At 59.4% G+C, this 23553-nt stretch carries 22 protein-coding genes; 10 read left to right on the forward strand and 12 right to left on the reverse strand.

What is annotated here, in order from left to right; genetic code table 11:
• The first annotated feature begins 115 nt into the window (after positions 1–115).
• The 3 genes from FY152_03690 to FY152_03700 are packed head-to-tail and all read left to right on the forward strand — an operon-like array spanning position 116 to position 3406.
• The gene (locus FY152_03690) at positions 116–571 is read left to right on the forward strand and encodes a MarR family transcriptional regulator (GenBank protein ID UXS31238.1); all 456 of its coding nucleotides are present in this window, start codon (positions 116–118) and stop codon (positions 569–571) included.
• On the forward strand, positions 568–2319 hold the full coding sequence (locus tag FY152_03695) for an MFS transporter (protein ID UXS31239.1): 1752 nt from the start codon (positions 568–570) through the stop codon (positions 2317–2319). Before FY152_03690 ends, FY152_03695 begins: the two co-directional genes overlap by 4 nt.
• 19 nt (positions 2320–2338) lie before the next feature.
• Complete coding sequence (locus FY152_03700; GenBank protein ID UXS31240.1) at positions 2339–3406, forward strand: HlyD family secretion protein; 1068 nt, start codon at positions 2339–2341, stop codon at positions 3404–3406.
• 249 nt (positions 3407–3655) lie between these two features.
• Here FY152_03700 and rplI read toward each other — a convergent pair whose 3' ends face one another.
• From rplI to FY152_03725, 5 genes are all read right to left on the reverse strand, one after another.
• Positions 3656–4231 carry a 50S ribosomal protein L9 gene (gene rplI, locus FY152_03705; protein UXS31241.1) on the reverse strand — a complete coding sequence of 192 codons (576 nt, stop codon included), beginning with the start codon at positions 4229–4231 and terminating at the stop codon, positions 3656–3658.
• 14 nt (positions 4232–4245) lie between these two features.
• Positions 4246–5220, reverse strand: a complete 975-nt coding sequence (locus tag FY152_03710; protein UXS31242.1) for a DUF2232 domain-containing protein — start codon at positions 5218–5220, stop codon at positions 4246–4248.
• Positions 5221–5409: 189 nt separating this feature from the next.
• Entirely contained in the window at positions 5410–5658 is a 249-nt protein-coding gene (gene rpsR / locus FY152_03715) for a 30S ribosomal protein S18 (protein ID UXS31243.1), read from the reverse strand.
• 16 nt (positions 5659–5674) lie between these two features.
• Positions 5675–6136 carry a 30S ribosomal protein S6 gene (gene rpsF, locus FY152_03720; GenBank protein UXS31244.1) on the reverse strand — a complete coding sequence of 154 codons (462 nt, stop codon included), beginning with the start codon at positions 6134–6136 and terminating at the stop codon, positions 5675–5677.
• A 291-nt stretch (positions 6137–6427) separates the two neighbouring features.
• Positions 6428–7471, reverse strand: coding sequence for an aldo/keto reductase (locus FY152_03725; protein ID UXS31245.1), 1044 nt, complete (start codon positions 7469–7471; stop codon positions 6428–6430).
• A 224-nt stretch (positions 7472–7695) separates the two neighbouring features.
• Between FY152_03725 and fabD the strand changes: the two genes are divergently transcribed.
• From fabD to gmk, 7 genes are all read left to right on the forward strand, one after another.
• Complete coding sequence (fabD, locus tag FY152_03730; GenBank protein ID UXS31246.1) at positions 7696–8640, forward strand: ACP S-malonyltransferase; 945 nt, start codon at positions 7696–7698, stop codon at positions 8638–8640.
• A gap of 101 nt (positions 8641–8741) precedes the next feature.
• A complete protein-coding gene (gene fabG, locus FY152_03735; protein ID UXS31247.1) occupies positions 8742–9479 on the forward strand; it encodes a 3-oxoacyl-[acyl-carrier-protein] reductase in 738 nt (245 codons plus the stop codon).
• Positions 9480–9828: 349 nt separating this feature from the next.
• Complete coding sequence (locus tag FY152_03740; protein UXS31248.1) at positions 9829–10065, forward strand: acyl carrier protein; 237 nt, start codon at positions 9829–9831, stop codon at positions 10063–10065.
• 248 nt (positions 10066–10313) lie between these two features.
• Positions 10314–11576 carry a beta-ketoacyl-ACP synthase II gene (fabF, locus tag FY152_03745; GenBank protein UXS31249.1) on the forward strand — a complete coding sequence of 421 codons (1263 nt, stop codon included), beginning with the start codon at positions 10314–10316 and terminating at the stop codon, positions 11574–11576.
• A gap of 431 nt (positions 11577–12007) precedes the next feature.
• Entirely contained in the window at positions 12008–13219 is a 1212-nt protein-coding gene (mltG, locus tag FY152_03750) for an endolytic transglycosylase MltG (GenBank protein ID UXS31250.1), read from the forward strand.
• 67 nt (positions 13220–13286) lie between these two features.
• Entirely contained in the window at positions 13287–14174 is an 888-nt protein-coding gene (locus FY152_03755) for a YicC family protein (GenBank protein ID UXS31251.1), read from the forward strand.
• Positions 14175–14178: 4 nt separating this feature from the next.
• A complete protein-coding gene (gene gmk / locus FY152_03760; GenBank protein ID UXS31252.1) occupies positions 14179–14841 on the forward strand; it encodes a guanylate kinase in 663 nt (220 codons plus the stop codon).
• Between the two features lie 23 nt (positions 14842–14864).
• On the opposite strand, the gene FY152_03765 is transcribed toward gmk, so the two are convergent.
• The 7 genes from FY152_03765 to FY152_03795 form a co-directional block, all read right to left on the reverse strand.
• Positions 14865–15488, reverse strand: a complete 624-nt coding sequence (locus FY152_03765; protein ID UXS31253.1) for an alpha/beta hydrolase — start codon at positions 15486–15488, stop codon at positions 14865–14867.
• 63 nt (positions 15489–15551) lie between these two features.
• Positions 15552–16382: a 16S rRNA (adenine(1518)-N(6)/adenine(1519)-N(6))-dimethyltransferase RsmA gene (rsmA, locus tag FY152_03770; GenBank protein ID UXS31254.1), complete on the reverse strand. Its 831-nt coding sequence runs from the start codon at positions 16380–16382 to the stop codon at positions 15552–15554.
• Entirely contained in the window at positions 16382–17404 is a 1023-nt protein-coding gene (gene pdxA, locus FY152_03775) for a 4-hydroxythreonine-4-phosphate dehydrogenase PdxA (protein ID UXS31255.1), read from the reverse strand. The genes rsmA and pdxA overlap by 1 nt, the downstream gene beginning before the upstream one ends.
• A 19-nt stretch (positions 17405–17423) precedes the next feature.
• Positions 17424–18371, reverse strand: a complete 948-nt coding sequence (locus FY152_03780) for a peptidylprolyl isomerase (protein ID UXS31256.1) — start codon at positions 18369–18371, stop codon at positions 17424–17426.
• Between the two features lie 297 nt (positions 18372–18668).
• The gene (locus FY152_03785) at positions 18669–21050 is read right to left on the reverse strand and encodes an LPS-assembly protein LptD (GenBank protein UXS31257.1); all 2382 of its coding nucleotides are present in this window, start codon (positions 21048–21050) and stop codon (positions 18669–18671) included.
• Positions 21050–22138: an LPS export ABC transporter permease LptG gene (lptG, locus tag FY152_03790; protein UXS31258.1), complete on the reverse strand. Its 1089-nt coding sequence runs from the start codon at positions 22136–22138 to the stop codon at positions 21050–21052. Before lptG ends, FY152_03785 begins: the two co-directional genes overlap by 1 nt.
• A complete protein-coding gene (locus tag FY152_03795) occupies positions 22135–23304 on the reverse strand; it encodes an LptF/LptG family permease (protein UXS31259.1) in 1170 nt (389 codons plus the stop codon). Before FY152_03795 ends, lptG begins: the two co-directional genes overlap by 4 nt.
• Between the last annotated feature and the right edge of the window lie 249 nt (positions 23305–23553).

The raw sequence follows: 23553 nt of genomic DNA on the forward strand, positions 1-23553 counted from the left end.
CGCTGCCATGAGTTTACCGCATGGCAGACCCGGCATGAAAGAAACTTGAAAATCGTCAGGCTTACGAATAAATAGGCAGAAAATAAGTAGTGTGCTAATTATAAGGCTGGCTGATATGTCCCGCGAGACCGACAAGGAACAGCTTCTGGATGAAGTCTCCGCTTTTACCCGCAAACTGCGCGCGTTTTTCGACGCGAGGGTAGGGGAAAGCGGCCTGACGCTGGCGCGTGCGCGTGCGCTTTTTGCCCTGTCGCGGCGCGGGCCTTTAACCCAGACTGAACTTGCCGAGGAAATGGAAATCGAAACGCCCACGCTGGTGCGCGTGCTGGATGGCATGGAGAAACAGAACCTCATCGAACGCCGCTCCGACGAAAACGACCGCCGCGCCAAACGCATTCACATGACAGCGGAAGGAGAGAAGACCTCGCAGACGGTGCAGGCGGTGGCGAAATCGCTGCGTTCGGAAATCGCTGCCGATATTTCCTCGCAGGAACTCGCAATGGCGCTTGATGTCATGCGCCGGCTTTCCGCCAATCTGCAAAATCTGGCAAGCGGGAGGGTGCAATCGTGAGCACCGTGTTGCCGCAGACAACGGATGAGGCCGCTCCCGCAAATACAGAAGCGACCGTCAAGCCGGACGACATTCCGGAAGAGCAGGCCAGCACGTCGCTGAGCGATGCAGGTACAAGCGAGACCGCGCCGGAAGCTGCCGTTCCCGCCGCGCCGCAACCGGTAGAACGGCCGGTGTGGCTGCGGCTGTGCTTCATCTTCGCGGGCCTGTCGTTCTTCATCACCCAGGGTCTGGGCATGAACCTCGTCATGGCCAATATCTACCAGCTTCAGGGCGAGTTTTCCGCAACAGTGGCGGAAGTGGCATGGCTCTCCGCCGCCTATATGGCGCCCTATGCCACATTTTCCATCGCTCTCTTCAAGATCAGGGCGCAATATGGCCTGCGGCCCTTTGCCGAACTCTCGATCATCGCCTTTGTGGTCGCTTCCTGCCTAAACCTCTTCGTGACAGACCTGCATTCGGCCATCGTTATCCGTTTCGTCAGCGGCATGGCCGCCGCGCCGATTTCGTCGCTCGGCTTTCTCTACATTCTGGAAGCCTTTCCGCCCGCGCGGAAATTCTCGCTCGGTTTCAGCATCGCGCTGACCGGCACCTTGCTGTCGGCACCCATCGCCCGCATCGTTTCGCCCTCTCTTTTGGAAATCGATGGCTGGAACGCGCTTTATTCCATGGAGGTGGGGTTTGCGCTGATCTCCTTCGCGATGATCTATGTGCTGAAAGTCACGCCGCCGCCGCGTGCGAAAGTCATCGAGCGCATGGACATTCTGAGCTATCTGCTGTTTGCGGGCGGTCTCGGCTGTCTTGCGGTCATGCTTACCCTTGGCCGGTTCTACTGGTGGTTCGAAACATGGTGGCTGGGCGTGCTTCTGGCAACGTCGATCGCGCTCCTGACCCTCATGGCCTTCATCGAATTGCCGCGCAAAAACCCGCTGCTCGACCTGCGCTGGATTTTTTCGAAGACCAACCTGCATATTATTGCGGTGCTGCTCGTTTATCGCGCGGTTTCTTCCGAACAATCCTCAACAGCGGTCAGCTTCTACCAGCAGCTTGGCCTGCTGAACGACCAGACGACGACGCTTTATGCGCTGGTGTTGCTGGCGACGGTGCTTGGCGGTGCGGCCTGCGCCTGGCTGATGCTGACAAAATACGTGGATACGGCGCATGTGATTGCGCTGGCGCTGATCGCCGCCGGCTCGTTAATGGACAGCCAGTCCACCAATCTGACGCGGCCGGGCGAAATGTATCTCAGCCAGATGATGATTGCCTTCGGGGCGGCCATGTTCCTGCCGCCCGTCATGTCCAAGGGTTTTGCCGCGGCCCTTGCCAGAGGTGCACCCTACTTGGTGAATTTCATCACCATCTTCCTGTTCACCCAGATCACGGGTTCGATGCTGATGACCGGGCTGCTCGGTAGCTTCGTGACACTGCGCGAAAAATTCCATTCCAATATACTGGTGGAAAATGTCCTGCTCACCAATCCCGTAGTCGCCCAGCGCGTATCCCAGCTTTCCGGCGCCTACAGCCATGTCATCACCGACCCGGCGCTGCTGAAGGCCGAGGGGCTTTCCCTTCTCGGCCAGCAGGTCAGCAAGGAGGCCTATGTGCTTGCCTATAATGATACGTTCCTGCTGATCTCCGTTGTTTCGGCGCTGGCGCTCGTCGCGCTTTTGATCCACCTTGCATGGCTGCGCATCCGCCCGTTCCTCCTGAGGGACAATGTCGATGCCGCACCGGCACAACAGTCTTGAACCTTCCAAGAGTGATACAATGCTGAAGAAGTTTTTTACCCCCGTTTCCATTCTCGTCCTGCTCGGCGGCCTCGCCGGCGTGGCACTGGTGCTTTACGCCTGGCGGCTGCCGCCGTTCCTCTCCACCGTTGAAATGACCGACAACGCCTTCGTGCGCGGTTACGTCACCACCATGAGCCCGCAGGTCAGCGGTTACGTCGTGGACGTGCCTGTGAAGGACTATCAGGAGGTCAAGAAGGGCACCTTGCTGGCGAAGATCGATGACCGCATCTACCGCCAGAAACAGGCACAGGCGGCCGCCACGCTCGATACGCAGAAGGCGGCGCTCGATAATTCCCGTCAGCAGGAAAACGCTGCCAATGCCAATATCCTTTCCAGCCAGGCGGCTGTCGATGCCGCCGAGGCCTCTCTGAAGCAGGCGCAGCTTGCATCCGACCGGCAGGATAATCTCATCAAGAGCGGTGTCGGAACCTCAAGCCTTCAGGAAGAGGCGCATGCCGCGCTTGAAAAGGCGCGCGCATCCCTGTCGCAGGCGAAAGCAGCCCTCGAGGTCTCGCGACAGGATCTGCAGACGATCATCGTCAATCGCAGTTCGTTGCAGGCGGCTGTCGCCAATGCCGAAGCTGCGGTGGAACTTGCGAAGATCGACCTCGACAATACGGAGATTCATGCGCCGGTGGATGGCAGGCTCGGTGAAATCGGCGTGCGCACCGGTCAATATGTCACGGCGGGAACGCAATTGATGGCGGTCGTGCCGCATGATGTCTGGGTCATCGCCAATTTCAAGGAAACCCAGCTTTCCGGCATGCAGGTCGGCCAGCCGGTGACGATCTCGGTGGATGCCCTGCATCGCCGCAAGCTCAACGGCCGCGTCGAGCGGTTCTCGCCCGCCACGGGATCGGAATTCGCTGTCATCAAGCCGGACAATGCGACAGGCAATTTCGTGAAGATCGCCCAGCGTGTCGGCGTGCGCATCGCGATTGATGCGGATCAGCCGCTGGCGGCGGATCTGTCGCCGGGCATGTCGGTGGTCGTGCATGTGGACAAAAGCGTGGCGCCGGAGGGGGCTGAGACGGCGGCGAGGTAGTGGGCGTTGAGGGTGCGGATGGTGGGCACCCCCCTCTGTCCTGCCGGACATCTCCCCCTCAAAAGGGGAGATCGATATGCCGCACTCGCCCGTTCCATAGGCAGGGAGCCGTCCGCTTGCCGATCTCCCCCCTTGAGGGGGAGATGCCCGGCAGGGCAGAGGGGGGTATCCAACGGCAAACTCCAACCCACAAACAAAAAAACCCGGATGTTTCCATCCGGGGTTTTTCTTCGGCCGCTAGGCCAAATCTTATTCGTCGTCGCCGTCGCGGTCTGCTTCCGGATCGAAGAAGTCTTCCGGACGCAGGGCGTCTTCGTCAACGCCGTAGATGGCGTCGGCGGAGGTGAGGCTTTCGCCCTTGGACTGACGCTCGGCTTCTTCGGCGGAACGGGCAACGTTCAGCTCGACCTGAAGCTCGACTTCGGCGTGCAGGTGCAGGGTGACGTTGTGCAGGCCGATGGTCTTGATCGGCGTGTTCAGTTCAACCTGGTTGCGGCCGATGTTGAAGCCTTCGGCAGCCAGGATTTCAACGACGTCGCGAGCAGCAACAGAGCCGTACAGCTGACCGGTTTCGCCAGCCGAACGGACGACGATGAAGGACTTGCCTTCGAGTGCTTCGGCAACCTTCTGGGCTTCCGACTTGCGCTCGAGGTTACGGGCTTCAAGCGTTGCGCGCTCGGTTTCGAAACGGGTCTTGTTGGCGGCGTTGGCGCGCAGCGCCTTGCCCTGCGGCAGCAGGAAGTTACGGGCGTAACCGTCGCGAACCTTGACGGTTTCGCCCATCTGGCCGAGCTTGTTGATGCGTTCGAGAAGAATAACGTCCATCTTCTTGATCCTTTCTAGTTGTTGGTTTCGTTCGTATTGTCGGTTTTCCGTGCAGGCGTCAGCGAGATCGTGCTGCGCACGTCGCTCAAGCCGAGCACGAGAATGATGAACAGCGGAAAGACAAAGACCGCCGAGAGATAAGCGAGGATAAGAACCGGCAGACGCCAGTCCTTTCCGCGCGCTTTTTTATGCAGCGAGGCATAACCTGCCATCAGGAAGCCTGCGCCGAAGGTGCCGCAGATGACGGCGCCAACCATGGCGGCGACGCCGCCGAAGAACATGGCCACGATGCCGGCCAGAAAAATGAAGATCGCGTTGCGGTGCATGCGCAGCGCGGAAGCAATGTCCTCACGCGGGCGAAGGCCCTTGCCGAAGGAACCAACCAGCCGGGTTGCGAAATAATAGGCCGCGAACAGAAGGATGACCCACAGGCCGCCCTGAACGATCGGCAGCATCAGCACCAGCAGCGATTTTGTCTGGGCGAGCGCCTCGGCATTGGGTTCGAACAGCGGCTCGCGGTTCTGCACCGAGGTCATCATGATATCGACCATGCGGGCGACGAGATCAGGGCCGTAACCGATCATCCAGCCAAGAATGACGACGGCAACCGCAACCAGGAGGCAAAGATGCAGGACGATGCCGGAGAGCGGATACCAGGCAAGCAGATCATCCGGACCGCCAAGTTCGGAGGCCGGGCGTGCCAGATTGGCGAGATGCGAAAGCCAGCCCGCCGGGATCAGCGTGAAGATCGCGATGGTCAGCGCAAACAGCGGCGACATGACAAGCGCGCCGATGATGGCCGTGGTGATGATCGCAACGACAGCGGCGCGGTTGCCCCAGCCCATGCCGGCGATGAAGATGGGCATGGCCGAACCGGCATAGAGCAGGAAGGAAAAGGACGACTGTGCCGTTGCGCCAAGCGTTAGAAACGCGGCGCATATGCCGGCGAGAACGCCGGTGATCAGCACTGTCTGGTTCAACTTTTGCACTTCGCTGTCCTGCTGAAACTAAAGCAGTTAGAGGATCGCTCCTGAGAGCCTCATCCCCAACATGGGTTTTTTGGTATCGATCCGCGCCCAACGCGGAAGGATTTGGAAGCCTTCAACCTACTGCTTAGAAGGCAGTAGCTTCAAAGGAGAAAGCGAGGCCGCGCCGAAACGCAGCCTCGCTTCAATTCATTACGCTACGACGTAAGGCAGCAGGCCGAGGAAACGGGCGCGCTTGATCGCCTGGGCGAGTTCGCGCTGCTTCTTCTGGGAAACGGCCGTGATGCGGGAAGGAACGATCTTGCCGCGCTCGGAAATGTAGCGCTGCAGGAGACGAACGTCCTTGTAGTCGATCTTCGGAGCGTTTGCGCCGGAGAAGGGGCACGTCTTGCGACGACGGTGGAACGGGCGGCGTGCCTGGGAAGAGGATGCGTCAGCCATTGGTCAAAACTCCTTCTTATGCACGGTCTTCGCGCGGACGGCGCGGACGGTCTTCGCGGTCGCCGAAGCCACCTTCGCGCGGTGCGCGCGGACCACGATCTTCACGCGGGCCACGGTCCGGACGGTCGCCGTCACGGCGCGGACGGTCGTCGCGATCGCGCTTCTGCATCATCGCGGACGGGCCTTCTTCGTGGGCTTCGACGGCGATGGTCATGTAGCGAAGAACGTCTTCGTTGATGCGCATCTGGCGCTCGACTTCATGAACTGCAGCCGCCGGAGCGTCGATGTCCATGAGAGCGTAGTGAGCCTTGCGGTTCTTCTTGATGCGGTAGGTGAGGGACTTCAGACCCCAGTTCTCGACGCGTCCGACTTTACCGCCGAACGATTCGATAACGCCCTTGTACTGCTCGACAAGTGCGTCGACCTGCTGGGCAGAAATATCCTGCCGGGCAAGGAAGATGTGTTCGTAAAGAGCCATTTAAGCTTTGCCTTTCTTGCGTTTCGTCCTTCACCCGGCAACGGCGCGAAGCCTCAACGACTGCTCTTGGGTAGGCGGTAAAGCCTTAAAGCAAGAAAAGCGTTGTTCGAGACGGTCGAGAGCGGAGACACGGGAGGCCGGAAAAACCTTATGGTTCCTGCTGTTTCGTTACCGAAACCAGCCCTCCGTTCAGCCACCAGCCAATTGGACCGGGTGTTGTGAACAGCGCGCTTATACGCAATTTTGCCCGGAATGCAAGGGCAAGGGGCGAAAAAGCGCGCCATTATCCTGTCAGATTGGCATCGGATATTGCCGGTGGATCGCCGCGATCCCCTTCAGCACCTCGTCCGACAGCGTCACGTCGGCCGCCGCAATATCCACCTTCAGCTGCTCGATCGTGGTGGCGCCGATGATGGCCGAGGCCATGAAGGGGCGCGTGAGGCAGAAGGCGATGGCGAGCTTTGCCGGATCGATGCCATGCTGGGCCGCAAGCTCCAGATAGGCCTTGACCGGTGCTTCCTGAAACGGCTGCAGCCGACCGCCGAGGTCCTTGTTGATGGTGGCGCGCGAACCCGCCGGGCGTGCGCCGTTCTGGTACTTGCCGGTAAGCAGCCCCGCCGCCAGCGGCGAATAGGCGAGCAGGCCGACATCCTCGTGATGGGCGACTTCCGCCATGTCGAGATCGAAGCTGCGATAGAGAAGGTTATATTCGTTCTGGATGGTGGCGACGCGCGGCAGGCCGTGGGCCTCGGCGATGTCGATATATTTCTGGGTGCCCCAGGCGCTCTCGTTGGAAAGGCCGATGGCGCGGATCTTGCCGGCTTTCACCAGTTCGCCGAGCGTCTCGAGCTTCTCGGTGATTTCGGCGAGCGTGCGCTGCTTTTCCTGACCCGAGGCGTCGAAGCTCCAGGCGCCGCGGAAATGATAGGTGCCGCGGTTCGGCCAGTGGATCTGGTAGAGGTCGATATAGTCAGTCTTCAGGCGCTTGAGGCTTGTATCCACCGCCTCGCGAATGGCTGCGGCGTCGATGTCGCGGCCGCCGCGAATATAGTCGCGACCGGAGCCGGCAACCTTGGTGGCGAGCACGACCTGGTCGCGCTTGCCGGTCTTTTCAAACCATGTGCCGATATAGTCTTCTGTGCGCCCCTGGGTTTCGGCGGAAACCGGCGTGGTGGGGTAAAGTTCGGCCGTATCGAAGAAATTGACACCGTTCTCAACGGCATAATCCATCTGCGCATGCGCGTCGGCTTCGGTGTTCTGCGTGCCCCACGTCATCGTGCCAAGGCAAATTTCGGACACGGAAATACCCGTGCGGCCCAATAGTCTCTGTTTCATGGAAATGTCCCGGTACCTGGCGAGATGTTTTGAAAAGTGGCATGAAAGTAATGGGGAATTGCCGCAGTGCAAGAAAAAATATGATGAAAAGAATGCGGAAAATAGGTCGGCAAAACCCCGCGAGTGGGGCTGTCCGAGGGCTTCAAGCCTTGACTTCGCGGGCGGGAATGTGAATGGAAGTCCGAAAGAATAAAGGCAAGGCCAGACAAGAAGGACCACATCCCATGGGTATTGCATTCACATTTCCCGGTCAGGGAAGCCAGGCCGTCGGCATGGGCAAGGAACTCGCCGACACTTATGTAGAGGCGCGCGCCGTCTTCGAGGAAGTCGATGAGGCGCTTGGCCAGAAGCTTTCCGACATCATGTGGAATGGCCCGGAGGAAACGCTGACGCTGACGGCGAATGCCCAGCCGGCGCTCATGGCGGTGTCCATGGCGGTCATGCGGGTTCTGGAAGCACGCGGCCTGAAGCTCTCCGACTCCGTTTCTTATGTTGCGGGCCATTCGCTCGGTGAATATTCGGCGCTCTGTGCCGCCGGCACCTTCTCGATTGCCGACACCGCCCGTCTTCTTCGCATCCGCGGCAATGCCATGCAGGCCGCCGTGCCGGTTGGCGAGGGCGCCATGGCGGCGATCATCGGGCTGGAGCACGATGCGGTTTCGGCGATCTGCGGGGAGGCCGCCATTCTTGGCATCTGCCAGATCGCCAATGACAATGGCGGCGGCCAGCTGGTCATTTCCGGATCCAAGGCTGCGGTTGAAAAGGCTGCGGCCATCGCTTCCGAAAAGGGCGCCAAACGCGCCATCATGCTGCCGGTTTCCGCGCCCTTCCACTCGGCGCTGATGGCGCCTGCCGCAGAAGCGATGCGTGAGGCGCTGGCGACCGTCGAAAAGAAAAACCCGGTCGTGCCGGTTATCGCCAATGTGCGCGCCGCTCCCGTTTCCGACGCCAATGAGATCGCCGCCTTGCTGGTTGAGCAGGTGACGGGCCAGGTGCGCTGGCGCGAAACTGTTGAATGGTTCGCCGCCAACAATGTGACGCAGCTTTATGAGATCGGCTCCGGCAAGGTGCTGACGGGCCTTGCCCGCCGCATCGACAAGACGGTGAACGGCGTGGCCGTCAACGGCGCTGCCGATATCGATCAGCTGCTTGCCACTCTCATCGGCTGAGAACAGGCTTACGCCCGTAACGGCTTTCTGTTTTACGATAATTCCCGATGCAAAACCGCTAAAAGGCTTTTTGCGGAATTGCTCTAAAGAAGGAACGGACCATGTTTGATCTGACAGGCCGCAAGGCTCTCGTAACCGGCGCGACCGGCGGTATCGGCGAAGAAATCGCCCGCCTTCTGCACAGCCAGGGCGCAACCGTCGGCCTGCACGGCACGCGCGTTGAAAAGCTCGAAGCGCTGGCGGCGGAACTTGGCGAGCGCGTCAAGATTTTCCCGGCTAACCTTGCCGACCGCGCCGAGGTCAAGGCGCTCGGCGAAAAGGCCGAAGCCGAGCTGGAAGGCGTCGATATCCTCGTCAACAATGCCGGCATCACCAAGGACGGCCTCTTCGTACGCATGAGCGACGAGGACTGGGACAATGTCATCGAAGTGAACCTGACGGCGATGTTCCGCCTGACGCGTGAGCTGACACATCCGATGATGCGCCGCCGTTTCGGCCGCATCATCAACATCACCTCCATCGTCGGCGTCACCGGCAATCCCGGCCAGGCCAACTATTGCGCCTCCAAGGCCGGCATGATCGGTTTTTCGAAGTCGCTGGCGCAGGAAATCGCCACCCGCAACGTCACCGTCAACTGCGTGGCGCCGGGCTTTATCGAAAGCGCCATGACCGGCAAGCTGAATGACAAGCAGAAAGACGCCATCATGGGCGCCATTCCCATGAAGCGCATGGGAACCGGTGCCGAAGTCGCTTCGGCCGTTCTTTATCTGGCTTCCAATGAAGCCGCCTACATGACCGGCCAGACCCTGCACGTCAACGGCGGCATGGCGATGATCTGACGGCGCTCAAGGCCGTCGTTAAAAGGATTGCGGCGCTGTTTAAGCACCTTCTTGGGTAGCTGGCGCCGCAAGGCCTCGCGGGCCGGTTTCCGGCGAAATTGCCTGTCATACGCTGTGCTTAGCGCGTTTTCAGGCTTTTCGACCGGTTGAAACCGTGTTAAGCGGGCCAAGACTGTGAACAGTCGTCCCGGAGAGACAGGAAGCCGTTGCGATTTTGCGTGACGATGTCTAGCTTGGACCGGGTTGAACGGGTTTGCCCGCAGTGCCGGATTTGAACGGCGCATGAGGGCTCTAACAGGGCAGGGTGCCGCGAGGCATTCCCTTCAAAATAAAGGTCGAGGAAACCGACATGAGCGATATCGCAGAACGCGTAAAGAAAATTGTAATTGATCATCTTGGCGTTGACGCCGACAAGGTTGTTGAAGGCGCCAGCTTCATTGACGATCTGGGCGCTGATTCGCTCGATACCGTTGAACTGGTCATGGCTTTCGAAGAAGAATTCGGCGTCGAAATTCCCGACGACGCAGCTGACTCGATCCTGACTGTCGGCGACGCCGTCAAGTTCATCGAGAAGGCACAGGCCTGATCGACCTTCGTGGGGAGGTGAAATACCCTCCCGTCTTGGCCCGGCTTGTCCGGGCCAATATTTTATCGTGAGACGGCACGCGCCGACAATGGTGCGCGTACTGGCTGATATCCGACCTTTCGACCGCAACCGGTCTGCGGCGGGTGTCATGCGAAAACTGAAAAATATTGCATCGTCGCTTGCGCCGCGTTCCATGGCGCCGGGCGCTGCAAAAGACCGATGATTTGGATAAGGGCGGAGCGTTGGCGATGAGGCGTGTCGTTATCACCGGTACCGGCATGGTATCTCCTCTTGGATGCGGAACGGAAGTGACCTGGGAGCGGCTGCTGGCCGGCCAGAATGGCGCCCGTCTCGTGACTGAATTCGAAGTCGAAGACTTGCCAGCCAAGATCGCCTGCCGCATTCCCGTCGGCGATGGCTCCAACGGCACCTTCAATGCCGACGACTGGATGGAAGTCAAAGAACAGCGCAAGATCGATCCGTTCATCCTTTATGGCGTGGCCGCCGCCGACATGGCGCTTGCCGATGCCGGTTGGCATCCCGAAACGGACGAGGACCAGATCGCGACAGGCGTTCTGATCGGTTCCGGCATTGGTGGTCTGGAAGGCATTGTCGAGGCGGGTTATACGCTGCGCGACAAGGGTCCGCGCCGCATTTCTCCATTCTTCATTCCCGGCCGTCTGATCAACCTCGTTTCCGGCCAGGTCTCCATCCGCCACAAGCTGCGCGGACCGAACCATGCCGTTGTGACGGCCTGCTCGACCGGCGCGCACGCCATTGGCGATGCCGCCCGGCTGATCGCTTTCGGCGATGCCGACGTCATGGTCGCGGGTGGCGCCGAATCGCCGGTCTGCCGCATTGCGCTTGCCGGTTTCGCCGCCTGCAAGGCGCTCTCCACCCAGCACAATGACAATCCGGAAAAGGCCTCGCGCCCCTATGACCGTGACCGCGATGGTTTCGTCATGGGTGAAGGTGCGGGCATCGTCGTTCTGGAAGAGCTGGAACATGCCAAGGCGCGCGGCGCGAAGATTTATGCCGAAGTCGTCGGTTATGGCCTTTCCGGTGACGCCTACCACATCACGGCTCCGTCCGAGGACGGCGAGGGTGCCTATCGCTGCATGGCGATGGCGCTGAAGCGCGCAGGTCTCACGCCTGACGATATCGACTATATCAACGCCCACGGCACCTCCACCATGGCCGACACGATCGAGCTTGGTGCCGTCGAGCGGCTCGTGGGCGATTCGGCCCCGAAGATCTCGATGTCGTCGACCAAGTCGGCCACCGGCCATCTTCTCGGTGCGGCGGGTGCGATCGAAGCCATTTTCGCGACGCTTGCGATCCGCGACAACATCGTACCGCCGACATTGAACCTCGATAATCCCGATGTGGAAACGAAGATCGATCTGGTGCCGCACAAGGCGCGCAAGCGTCAGGTCAATGTGGCGCTCTCGAATTCCTTCGGTTTCGGCGGCACCAACGCCTCCCTCGTACTGCGTCGTTACGAAGCCTAGACCATGTCTCCCAAAAATGCGCAGCGGTTTTGGGATAAGGACATGCGGGGACCAGAAGATTAAATCGCGGCGGCCCTTGCCGTCGCGGTTGCGACCCGGTGCCGCAGACCGTTTCAAGCGGGTGCGGCTCCCTCCCGCCGGGCGCATGAGGCGCGCTCTTTCATTTGAAGAACGCATTGCGGCCTGCGAAAGCCATTTCGATTTTCGCGCCGATATTGTAGTCGTTTATGGAAAGTTGGTTGCCGTTTCAGGGTGATCTGCCGCTGCAAACAGCTTCCCTTGACCGGCTTTGCCCGAAACGACGATTCGTGAAGCAAGACAAAGACGACTTCACGATATCTCTATGTGGTGCAGGAAGACATTCCGAACCTGTTTTTGCCGCATTACCTGCGCAAAAAGCGCTGACAACGCCGAACTGAAAAGGACCGACGGTGAGCGACACGAACCAGAACAGCCAGGGACAAAACGGTGCGGGCGAAGGCAATCGCGGCCCGATCATTCCGAAATCCCCGACGGAAGCGCTGCGGCCGGAAAAGGTGCCGGCGCCGCCGAAGCGCTCCCGCAAGGCCCATGGCCAGCTGGTGATCTTCCTGAATTTCCTGATGACGCTTGCGGTTGCCGTCTGCGTTCTGGCCATTGCAGCTTTCTATTACATGATCAATGCGTTCCAGGAGCCAGGCCCGCTGCAGACGAACACGCATTTCACGGTGCGCAACGGCGCCGGTCTCATCGAGATCGCCAATAATCTCGAGCGTAACGATGTCGTATCAAACGCCCGTGTCTTCCGCCTGATGACCGGCAGCTACCTGCAAAAGGACCAGACCCTTAAGGCGGGTGAATACGAGATCAAGGCCGGCGCATCGATGAAAGACATCATGATGCTGCTGGAATCCGGCAAGTCGATTCTTTACTCCGTCTCCCTTCCCGAAGGCCTCACCGTCAAGCAGATGTTCGCGCGTCTTGGAGCAGATGAAGTGCTGGACGGCGAATTGCCCTCGGCCCTGCCGCCGGAAGGCAGCCTGCGCCCCGATACCTACCGCTTCACCCGCGGCACCAAGCGCGAGGAAATCATCAACCAGATGAGTGCCGCGCAGGACAAGCTGATCGACATGATCTGGGAGCGGCGCGACCCCGATTTGCCGATCAAGACGGTCGAGGAATTCGTGACGCTCGCCTCTATCGTGGAAAAGGAAACCGGCAAGGATGACGAGCGCGCCCATGTGGCTTCCGTCTTCTACAACCGTCTGAAGAAGGGCATGCGCCTGCAATCCGACCCGACGATCATCTATGGTCTGTTCGGCGGTGACGGCAAGCCGTCCGACAGGCCGATCTACCAGTCGGACCTGCAGAAGCAGACGCCGTTCAATACCTATGTTATCAAGGGCTTGCCACCGTCTCCTATCGCCAATCCGGGACGTGCCGCACTTGAGGCTGTCGCCAATCCATGGCGTACCGACGACCTCTATTTCGTGGCTGATGGCACGGGCGGTCACGTCTTTGCCAAGACGCTGGACGAGCACAACGCCAATGTGCGCCGCTGGCGTAAGATCGAAGCGGAAAAGGCGGCCGCCGGCGCCAATCCCGATGTTGCCGTGGATGGTCAGCCCGGCGGCGCAGAGGCGGAAAAACCCGCTAACAACTGATAATCCTGACCGGGCCCTGTGATCGCAAGGCCCGGTTTTTTAAAGGCATGATGGGGGCTTTCCAACGATGACATTGCAATCGATGACCGGTTTCGCGCGCAGCGAGGGAACATCCGGCCGTTACCGCTGGGCGTGGGAGCTGCGTTCGGTCAATGGCAAGGGTCTGGATGTGCGCCTGCGTCTGCCGACCGGTCTGGAAGCGCTGGAAACGAGCCTGCGGGAGATCGCCGGTGCGCATCTGTCCCGCGGCAATATCCAGGCGGGATTGACGCTGTCTATTGCGGAAAACCGGCTGGAAGCGGTGATAAACCGCGATGCCCTTGCGGCGGTTCTCGCCCTGAAGAAAGAGCTTGGTGATGTCGTTGACGACAAGCCATTGAGCTTCGATACGTTGCTGTCGCTGCGCGGTCTGGTCGATTTTCGCGAGGCGGAAGATGACGCCGAGGCGCAGGCGGCGCGCAACAGTGATGTACTTGCCGGTTTTGCCGCCGCCGTCGAAAAGCTGAAGGACATGCGCGAGCGGGAAGGTGCTTCCCTGTTTGCCATCCTCTCCGGCCATATCGACAGGATCGAACAGCTTGCCGCCATCATTGAAAACGATCCTTCCCGCCAGCCCGAACAGATCGCCGCACGGCTTGCCCAGCAGATCGCCCTGATCGGCGAGGGCATGCACGGGCTTGATCGTGACCGTCTTCACGCGGAGGCGGCGCTGATCGCCACCAAGGCCGATCTGCGTGAAGAGATCGACCGGCTGCATTCCCATGTACAGGCATCACGCGAGCTTTTGAAAAATGGCGGGCCTGTCGGCCGCAAGCTCGATTTTCTTGCACAGGAATTTAACCGCGAGTCGAATACAATCTGTTCCAAATCGAACGCCAGTGCGGTAACCGCAGCAGGCATAGAGCTGAAAGTGGTTATCGACCAGTTCCGCGAGCAGGTCCAAAATCTGGAGTAGACCCATGGTCCCGATGAACGATTCCCCCGTCACGATTGCCCGTCGAGGGCTGATGCTGGTGATTTCGTCGCCATCGGGCGCGGGCAAATCCACGATCGCCCGCAACCTGCTCGAAAAGGACAAGAATATCAGCCTGTCCGTCAGCGTCACCACGCGCGCGCGCCGTCATAGCGAGATAGAAGGCATCCACTACCACTTCATCTCCAAGCGCGATTTTGAGCGCATGCGCGATAACGAAGAACTGCTGGAATGGGCGGAGGTTCACGGCAATTTTTACGGTACGCCGCGCGAGCCGGTGGAAGTGGCGATGGCTGCCGGACGCGACATGCTGTTCGACATCGACTGGCAGGGTGCCGAACAGCTGCAGGACAAGATGAAGGCGGATGTCGTGTCCATTTTCATCCTGCCGCCGACCATGACAGAGCTGCAATCGCGCCTGCACCGCCGCGCCGAAGACACTGAAGAAGTGATAAAGACCCGGCTCCTCAATTCTCGCTCCGAAATAGAGCACTGGCGCGATTATGACTATGTCATCCTCAATGATGACCTGCAGGCCGCCTTCGAGGCGATCGAGGCGATCGTCAAGGCTGAACGCGTCCGCCGCGACCGCCGCCACGGCATGTTCGATTTCGTGCGCGCATTGCTGGAGGAAGAGCCGCAGCTCTGATCGCTGCGCTCAGGCCGCAATACCTAGCCTGTTTGATGATCATATAGCCATTGACGGGACAGGCGTTCGTCTGCCGCATCTGGCGCCCAGCCATGACCCGTTGTGATCGTCTCCAGCACAACGGTGGCCCCTGCTTTTTCAAGCTGATCTGCCAGATACGGTGCATCCGAAGGGTGCCGCCGCTCGTCATGGGTGCCCGCCAGCAGAAGCGTGGGATATCCGGTCAGGGCCGGAAAATGCTGGCCATGCCGCGGCGATAGCGGCCGAAGCAGAATGGCGCCTCTCGACAGACGGTGATTTTGATAAAGCGTTTCAGCCGCGATGATCGCCCCGTTCGAATATCCAACGAGGAAGGGACGCTCTCCCGTCTTCTGAAACACGACGTCGACGAACCGACAAAGGCTCTCGGCCTGATGTTTCAGATCGTCGAGATCCAGCCGCCTGTCGGGCGTCCTGCGGAAAAATGCGAACCCGTCTTCCCAGGGGATCGCGCCTCTCGGTGCAAAGAGAATTCCATTGGGAAAGACAGAGCGGCCAAACGAAACAAGATCATCTTCCGTCCGGCCAGACCCATGCAGTAACACGACCGCGCAATCAGGATCGTTGGCAGGAGGGTCGAGCTTGTAGCGAAAGCCGGCATTCTCCATGCGCTCGTCCCTCTATTCGACTTCCCTACCGCGCGTCGCCAACGCTTCGCATGGCATTGGAACTTACAGGCTATTCGCCAATATCACGAATTCCTCGACCGACAGCGTTTCCGCCCGGCGTGTCGGATCAATGCCCGCCTTTTCCAGCAGCGCCTCGCCACCAAGACTTTTTACGCTCTGGCGCAGCATCTTGCGACGCTGGCCGAAGGCGGCCTCGGTTACCTTTTCGAGCTTTGCGACATCGCAGGGAAGCGGCTTTTCCTTCGGCAGCAGGTGCACAACGGTGGAGGTGACCTTTGGCGGCGGGCTGAAGGCCTGCGGCGGAACGTCGAAGGCCATTTCCGATACCGTGCGCCAGCCGGCGAGAACGCCGAGGCGGCCATAATGGTTGTCGCCTTCTTCCGCCACGATGCGCTGGCCGACTTCCTTCTGGAACATCAGCGTCATGGAAAGCCAGAAGGGCGGCCATTCTTTCGGCAGAAGCCAGTTGACGAGCAATTGCGTGCCGACATTGTAAGGCAGATTGGCGATGATCCGCACGGGTTCGCCGGCAGGAACCATCGTCTCGAAATCGGTCTTGAGAGCATCGCCCTCAATGACTTCGAGACGTCCGGGATAATGCGCTTCGATTTCGGCGAGCGCCGGCAGGCAGCGGCTGTCACGTTCGACGGCAATGACCTTCTTGGCGCCGAGCGAAAGAATGGCGCGGGTAAGGCCGCCCGGTCCGGGGCCGACCTCGATGACCGTCACGCCCTCAAGCGGCCCTGCCGTTCGGGCGATCTTCTGGGTGAGGTTGAGATCGAACAGGAAATTCTGCCCAAGCGATTTCTTCGCATCCAGTCCATGCCGCTGAATGACATCGCGCAGCGGCGGCAGTCCGTCTATGGCCGCCATTATGCGCTGACCTGGCTGCGGGCGGAAATCTCCGCCGCCATCTTCAGTGCCGCGACCAGACTCGCCTCATTGGCAATACCCTGACCGGCGATGCCGAAGGCTGTGCCATGGTCGGGCGAGGTGCGGATGAAGGGCAGGCCGAGCGTGACATTGACGGAATCGTCAAAGCCGAGCGCCTTGGCCGGAATGAGCGCCTGATCATGATACATGCACACGGCGACATCATAGCGCCGGCGGGCGGCATCGTGGAACATCGTATCGGCGGGCAGGGGGCCGAAAGCATCGATCCCGTCCTTCCGCAACCGAATGGTCGCGGGATGAACCACGTCGCGATCCTCGGTGCCGAGCGCACCGTCCTCGCCCGCATGCGGGTTGAGCCCGGCAACCGCCAGACGCGGCGCCTCGATGCCGAATTTCTGCCGGAGGTCCGCATCGATGATTCGGCAGGTCGTGACGATAAGCTCTTCGGTCAGCGCCACCGGCACGTCTTTGACCGGAATATGGATCGTCACCGGCACGACACGGACTTTGGGTCCGGCGATCATCATGACCGGTGTCACCTGCTTGCCGGTAAGACGCAAGGCAAGATCGGCAAGAAATTCCGTATGGCCGGGGAAACCGAAACCCGCCTCGTAAAGCACGGACTTGGCAATCGGATTGGTAACCACGGCTGAAGCCTTGCCCTCGACCGTCAGGGAAACGGCGGTCTCGATGGCCTTGATCGTTGCATGGGCCGCACCGACATGCGGCTGGCCTGCCTGAACCTCGAAGCCGACGGGAAGAGGAAGCACGGGAAAAGCGTCATCGAACAGGCTGACGGCATTCGCCGCATCGCAGGTCTCGATGTTGACCGGGATGCCGATCAGCGCCGCGCGGCTCGCCACCACATCCGGATCGCCGATGAAGACGAAGGGCGCTACGCCGTTTTCCCGGCGCCTGGCCCAGGCGGTGATGGCGATATCAGGGCCGATACCGGCTGGGTCTCCCTGTGTCAGGGCAAGCGGCAGGGATGCATGTGTCACGGAAAGACCGGCTCTCGTATCAGGTGTTGACGATCTGCGCCTTCTTGCGCAGCTCATCCATATATTTCTTTTCGTTCGGGTTCTCGCCTTCCTTGGCCTTCATCAGGTCTTCGGACTTGAACACCATTTCCGCAGCATAGTCGTCGGAAACCTGACGCTGCTTGCAGATCGCCAGATATTCGACGCCCTTTTCGGTTACGCGCGTGCCGGTGGTGCCACCTTCCTTGGTTTTTTCCACCAACGCCTTCCAGTCTTCCGGCAGTTCGGGGGCAAGAATACGTCCAAGATCCTTGATCGCCACGTCCCGCATGGTCGCAGCGAAGGTCATGGCCTGGTCGCAGCCGGGATAACGCTTGCGCGAGGCTTCGGCTTCGGACTTGCGCTTGCCGGTGATGGAGTTGCGCTTTGATTCCGGGATGACGAAGATCACCTGCTGCAGGAAATATTCCGTTGTGACCGGCTTGTCGCCACGTTCCTTCAGGCGGGTGACGAGATCCTGCGTCGACATCTTGCCACGTGCACCGTAGCGGGCATTGACGAGGCGCGGCCAGCTCATCTGGACGGCAATGAAGGATTTGAAATGGTCGGCGCCGACGCCAGCCTGCGACAGCACCTTGGTCAATTGCTGCGGGGTCATCTTGTTGTTGCCGGCAAAACGCGCAAAAGCGGCATCGACGTCTTCGGTGCTGACCGACATTTTCACGCGGCCGATTTCCTCGCGTTTCAGCGCCTCGTCGACGAGCTGCTCACGGGCTTTTTCATTGAGATTGCCGGACTGGCGCTGCAGCTTCAGGAAGGCGACGCGCTTGGCAATATCGTCATTGGTAATCGGGGTCTTGTTGACGACGATCTTGACGGTGTTATCGGCGAAGGCCTGGCCGGCATAGGGCACAGCGGCCATGGGAACGGCGAATATCGCAAAGGCAAAAGCAGCGCCACGCAAAGCCGTCTTTCCGAAATTCATCATGTCCTTCTCCCTTTCGTCGGTCAGGGTCCTGTTTCCCGTCCCGCCAATCTGTTCTGTCTGACGATGGGGTAATTCTGCACCCCGGCCTTTCAGACCTGCACCTGTGCATCCGCACCGCGAATTTGCCACGTATATACCATCGTGATCCGCAAAACGGCAATGTGTCGGTTGTTGAAAGAAAACCCGATATGGTCTTATGCCAAGCCGACACTGGCGTGTTGTTGCGGCAAAACCGTGACTTTTACTGGCTGAATGGCAAAAAGGCAGACCGCAATGCTGTGCGATCTGCCTTTAAACTCAGTAATTGTTCGGCTTCCAGCCGATATCCATATCGGCCCAGTCTTCGTTTGCAGAGCCGATGCTGACATCGCCAAGCGTACGGAAAGCCAGGCGGGCATTGATCGACCAGTCATTGGCGGCCTGCCGGCTGGAATTGATATTGCCCTCGTCGGAATAGCTGACCGTCAGGATCGTGCACTCATCCTGATAGGCAATGCCGATGCGGCGTTCGGCGGCAAACTTTCCGTTCAGATCGTAATTGATCGAGCCGAACAGCGACCAGTTGTCGTCCATGCGCAATGTGCCTGACGCCTGGATGATATCGCGGTCTTCGTTATAGCCATATTTCGGCTGCGCCTTGACCTGCGTATAGCTGAGCTTGCCGGTGAGGCGGCGGTCCGAATAGCTGATGCCCGTCTCCGACCGGTTGATGTCGAGATCGTCCTTGTCAAGACGCAGGCTCGACGACAGCGAAAGGCCGATCGGCGCATCGAACGCCGCCATGGCGACGTAGTCCGAACGGTCGGATTCGAGGCCGGAATCGGCGCCTGCATTGACGAGATCGTAGGAGGCGAAGGAATTGTCGCCTGCCAGATGGAAGGACTGGCCGGCAATGGCGCGAACGCCGTAGCCATTGTCGAAGGTGCCGTTATAGCGGAAGCCGATATTGGCGCGCGTGCCGCCTTCGATCCGGTCGAAACCGGAGAACTTGTCGCGCTCGAACAGGTTGGTCGCGTCAAACACGAAGGCCTGCGCATCCTCGTTGGGAAGCCGGCCGGCATATTGCTCATTCGGACGCACGAAGATCTGCGCGATCGGTTCGATCACGTGGCTGCTGTTGAGCGCCGTGAAGAGCCAGGGATAACGCACTTCCAGACCACCGGTGACCATGCCGCGAAACGCTGCGTCGTCATGCATCATGCCCTGATAGGCATAGGATGTGCCACCGGAAGTGAAGCTTGCCGGCGACATGTCTGTCCACATCGCATCACCGCGTGCGGCCAGAATTGGCGTGATCTGCAGGCCGCTATCCATCGTGAAGGTGCGTTTCCACTCGGCTTCGGTGGAAAGACGCGTGTAATCACCTTCAAGCCCGTTGAAGCGTGAATAGCCTCCGAGCGCGTAGGCATCCTGTTTGAGACGGGTGATGCTGGTCAGGTTGGTTGTCAGCGAAAGCTCACCGCCATAGACCGGATCCGGCACGAAATAACGGTAGTCGACGACCGGGTGAACGATCGCCTGCTTGCGCTCCAGGGATTCGGTATTGTCCGTATCCTGAACATTGAAATAGTAGCCGCGTGCGTCGAAGCTGTTCCGCTCACCCGTGCCCGTCAAATAAATCTGATTGGTCTGAACGTCGTTCTTGTAACCCTTCAGCCCGTAAGTGCGCGAAAAGTTATTGTCGGTCTGCACCATCGCATCCCAGCCGAATGCCCAGCGGGGATTGATGGTGAAGTCACCCTTGCTGGCGATCATGCCGCGATTATCATTGAGGGCGTCGCTGGTTCCGGCTGTGAAAGTATCGGACTTCTGCTGGCTGATGCCGGCAATCGTGAGCGTGTGCATGCCGGTTTCGAAACGCTGGCGCAATTCCGCCTGCAGAAGCAGACCCTGCGTCGTGTAATATGTCGGCGTGACAGTGACATCCGATGTGTCGGAAAGGACCTGGAAATAGGGCACGCCGATGCCGAAACCGAGATTGTCGGTGATGCTCATCTGCGGGAACAGGAAGCCGGACTTCCGCTTCACCGTATTATCGGGAACCGTCAGGAACGGCACATAGGCGATCGAATGGCCGAAAAGCTGCAGGCGCGCCTTTTCGAGCCGGATCGTATGGGTCTTGCCATCCTGGACGACGCGCTCGGCCTTGACCTGCCACAGCGGCGCTTTTTCAGGCTTGGCGGCGCAAGGCAGACAGGCCGTATAAACGCCGTTGTTGAGGACCATCAGATCGCCTTCGAGGCGCTCGGCGCTTTCGCCCGCGATACGGGTATTGTCCGGGGTCTCGACACGCAACGCATTGACGAAGCCCTGACCGAAATCGTCAGTGACGTCCATCTCGTCGGCATAAATCTTGTTGCCGCCCGGCTCGATCAATTCGATGTTGCCATGGGCGATCACGCGGCCGGTCTGCTGATTATATTCCACTTGCTGGGCCACCATGCGGTAGCCCGAATACTTCATGCGAACCACGCCCTTCGCGATCACGCGCTGGGAATCGCGATTATAGGTCAGTTCATTTGCTGTAAGCAGGAGTTTCGAATCGTCTTGGCTTGCCGACGCGAGCAATCCATCCTGGCCGAAAGCGACCGGGCTGGATGCCAAATACGCGCACACAGCGGCACCTGTCAGAAGGGCCGTCCAAAGCCGCCTGATATTCCCGCGGTCATATACCGCCACTAGCCGTCCTCCTGATGAAGCAGAATGGTTGCCCCCAAAGCCAACGCCACGATAACTGGAACCCAGACCGCGACGGTGGGAGGGACAACACCACCACTCCCGAATGCCCTTACGAGCACGGTTACTACATAAAGCACGAAGCCGGAAACGATTCCACCCAGAATCACGGAGCGCGACTGGGCGAAGCGGCTGAACTTTAATGAAACGGTCGCGGCGATCAAGGTCATCGCAACCAGAAGCAGGGGCGTCGATAGCAGGAAATGATACTGCGTCTCAAGCGCCTTTGAAGATAGTCCAAAAGACTTTGCAACTTCGATCTTGTGAGAAAGGTCAAAGAAAGCAACGGTTTCCGTCTGGGTCATCCGTTCCTGGACGAATTCCCGTCTCAGATTGGTACTGATCCGCACACTCTCTTGCCGAACTGGCACATGGCCGGCGCGCGTTTCCGTAACGCCGTTAAGAAGCCAGTAACCATCTTCCAACTTTGCCGACTTAGCATCCTGCCGCGAGACGATGTTTCCGTCCTTGTCGAGGTGGATGAGAACCACGTCGAGAAGCAGGGTTCCGTTGTCCTCGAAGCTCTTGGCGCCGATGATCGTGTCCTGGCCGCCGCTTGCCTGGCGCATCCACGGAACGATCTCCTGCTGGCGTCCGCCATTGGCTTCGTTGCGCAGGCCCGCCTCCATCGCCAGCGACCGGTTCTGGCCCCAGGCGGCAATGGGATTGAGGACGACGACGGACAGAATGCCGATCAGGACAGATCCGAGAACGAAGGGAAGGATGAATTGCCAGGCGGAAATGCCGGCTGCGCGCGTGACAACCAACTCGTAACGCCGGTTGAGCGAAATCAGCGTCGTCATGCCGACGAAGAGCGCAATGAAGGGAACGGTCTGCTGCAGGATCAGCGGCAGGCGAAGCGCGGTCAGGCCAAGTGCTGCCGGAACGGTATAGCCGGGCAGGCCGGACATGCGCCTAGCCGTTTCGCTGAAATCGGCAAGATAGATGATCGACGATACACCGAGCACGAACCAGACGGCCGTCATCAGATATCGTTTCAGGAAATAGCGGGCCAGCGTGTTGAAAATCATGCGTTACCGCTCCCCGAGCTTCGTGCCAGCCGGCTGGAGAAAAGACGGCGCAGACGACCGGCCGCATCGGCGATGACCTTCGGCATTTTCGGCTTGCGGCCCGTAATGAGAATGAAGGCGGCAGCGGCGCCGCTGAGACCCGGCACGGCATAGACCAGCGGAATGAAGGCCGCGCTCTGCTTGACCTGATTGGTAACATAAAAGCCCAGCCAGCGAAGCATGAATGCCGTCACCAGCGCAGCGACCATCGGATGCATACGCGCCTCGCGATGCGAACGGGCATCTGCGGCGATGACCAGCGAGATCAGTGCGAAAGCGAATGCGAACATCCAGTCCGACAGCCGCTTGTGCAATTCACTGCGGAAGTTCTCCGGTGAGCGCTTGTAACTCGCATTGTTTTCGTCGGGCGAGAGAAGGAAGCCGAGGCTGGCATCGCCGGGAGAAAGCGAGGGTTCCGAATCCTGCTTTTCCGACATCGTCGAAAGATCGAAAGCATAGGACAGGAACTTGACGATCGAGACCTTGCCGTCCGGCGTCTTCTGCTGCACTTCGCCGTCGCGCATGGTTAGCGACGTGCCGCTTTCATCGATCATGCCTTCTTTCGCATAATAGATGAGGTCGAAATTCGGATCGCGACGGTCGGCGACGAACAGGCCTTTGAGGATACGGCCCTGGCGCTGGGCGATCTGCACGTAAAGGCCGTCCTGAATGGTGCGGAAGGTCTTTTCCTCGATCACCGAGGACAGGAGGTCGGCATAGGCCGCGGCCACCATCTGCCGTGCGGAGCTTCGTGCAGGCGGCTCGATGAAATTGGTGATGGTAAAGGAAAGCGCGCTGAGAACGGCGGCCAGAATGAGAACCGGGCGAAACATGATCGAACGCGGCGCGCCTGCCGCATCGATGATGGCGAGCTCGGAATCATTGTTCATCGCCGTGAATATCTGGGTGATGCCGATGACGAGGGCGAAAGGCAGGACAACGGGGATCAGCGTCGGGAGAATCATCGTCGCGAGCGCCATGAAGGAGCCCATCGACTGGCCGGTATCGGTGACGAGATTGATTCTCTGGAGAACCTGAATGGTCCATATAATCGCGAGCACTGGCAGCAGCGCGACCAGAAACATCTGCGTTGTCCGCCGCAGGATATAGTTCTCGAGAAGCTTCATACGGCCCTGTTCGACATTGTTTTCCCGTGCGATCGCCCGCCGGATTTCCGCTTATCTAATCGCATCATTTGCAATTGGCTATTCCGGCATGCTCACAAATATGTTTTGCGCGACGATTTTTCCGCAGCCTGTGTCTTTTTGTGGAACAAGCTGTCGGTTTCATGACGTGACCGTGCATTCCACAAAAATACCTTTCCTTTAAAGAATATGGACCTTTAAAGAAGCCAGGCCTTTAAAAATGCGGGGTTG

This window comes from Agrobacterium tumefaciens (genome assembly GCA_025560025.1).
In the GTDB taxonomy this organism is placed as follows: Bacteria; Pseudomonadota; Alphaproteobacteria; order Rhizobiales; family Rhizobiaceae; genus Agrobacterium.

Bases quoted from the DNA above. Each gene is read 5' to 3' on its own strand.
- FY152_03690 (UXS31238.1), top strand. From the start codon at position 116: ATGTCCCGCGAGACCGACAAGGAACAGCTTCTGGATGAAGTCTCCGCT.
- FY152_03700 (UXS31240.1), top strand. From the start codon at position 2,339: ATGCTGAAGAAGTTTTTTACCCCCGTTTCCATTCTCGTCCTGCTCGGC.
- rplI (UXS31241.1), bottom strand. From the start codon at position 4,231: ATGGACGTTATTCTTCTCGAACGCATCAACAAGCTCGGCCAGATGGGC.
- rpsR (UXS31243.1), bottom strand. From the start codon at position 5,658: ATGGCTGACGCATCCTCTTCCCAGGCACGCCGCCCGTTCCACCGTCGT.
- rpsF (UXS31244.1), bottom strand. From the start codon at position 6,136: ATGGCTCTTTACGAACACATCTTCCTTGCCCGGCAGGATATTTCTGCC.
- FY152_03725 (UXS31245.1), bottom strand. From the start codon at position 7,471: ATGAAACAGAGACTATTGGGCCGCACGGGTATTTCCGTGTCCGAAATT.
- fabD (UXS31246.1), top strand. From the start codon at position 7,696: ATGGGTATTGCATTCACATTTCCCGGTCAGGGAAGCCAGGCCGTCGGC.
- fabG (UXS31247.1), top strand. From the start codon at position 8,742: ATGTTTGATCTGACAGGCCGCAAGGCTCTCGTAACCGGCGCGACCGGC.
- FY152_03740 (UXS31248.1), top strand. From the start codon at position 9,829: ATGAGCGATATCGCAGAACGCGTAAAGAAAATTGTAATTGATCATCTT.
- fabF (UXS31249.1), top strand. From the start codon at position 10,314: ATGAGGCGTGTCGTTATCACCGGTACCGGCATGGTATCTCCTCTTGGA.
- FY152_03755 (UXS31251.1), top strand. From the start codon at position 13,287: ATGACATTGCAATCGATGACCGGTTTCGCGCGCAGCGAGGGAACATCC.
- gmk (UXS31252.1), top strand. From the start codon at position 14,179: ATGGTCCCGATGAACGATTCCCCCGTCACGATTGCCCGTCGAGGGCTG.
- FY152_03765 (UXS31253.1), bottom strand. From the start codon at position 15,488: ATGGAGAATGCCGGCTTTCGCTACAAGCTCGACCCTCCTGCCAACGAT.
- rsmA (UXS31254.1), bottom strand. From the start codon at position 16,382: ATGGCGGCCATAGACGGACTGCCGCCGCTGCGCGATGTCATTCAGCGG.
- FY152_03780 (UXS31256.1), bottom strand. From the start codon at position 18,371: ATGATGAATTTCGGAAAGACGGCTTTGCGTGGCGCTGCTTTTGCCTTT.
- lptG (UXS31258.1), bottom strand. From the start codon at position 22,138: ATGATTTTCAACACGCTGGCCCGCTATTTCCTGAAACGATATCTGATG.
- FY152_03795 (UXS31259.1), bottom strand. From the start codon at position 23,304: ATGAAGCTTCTCGAGAACTATATCCTGCGGCGGACAACGCAGATGTTT.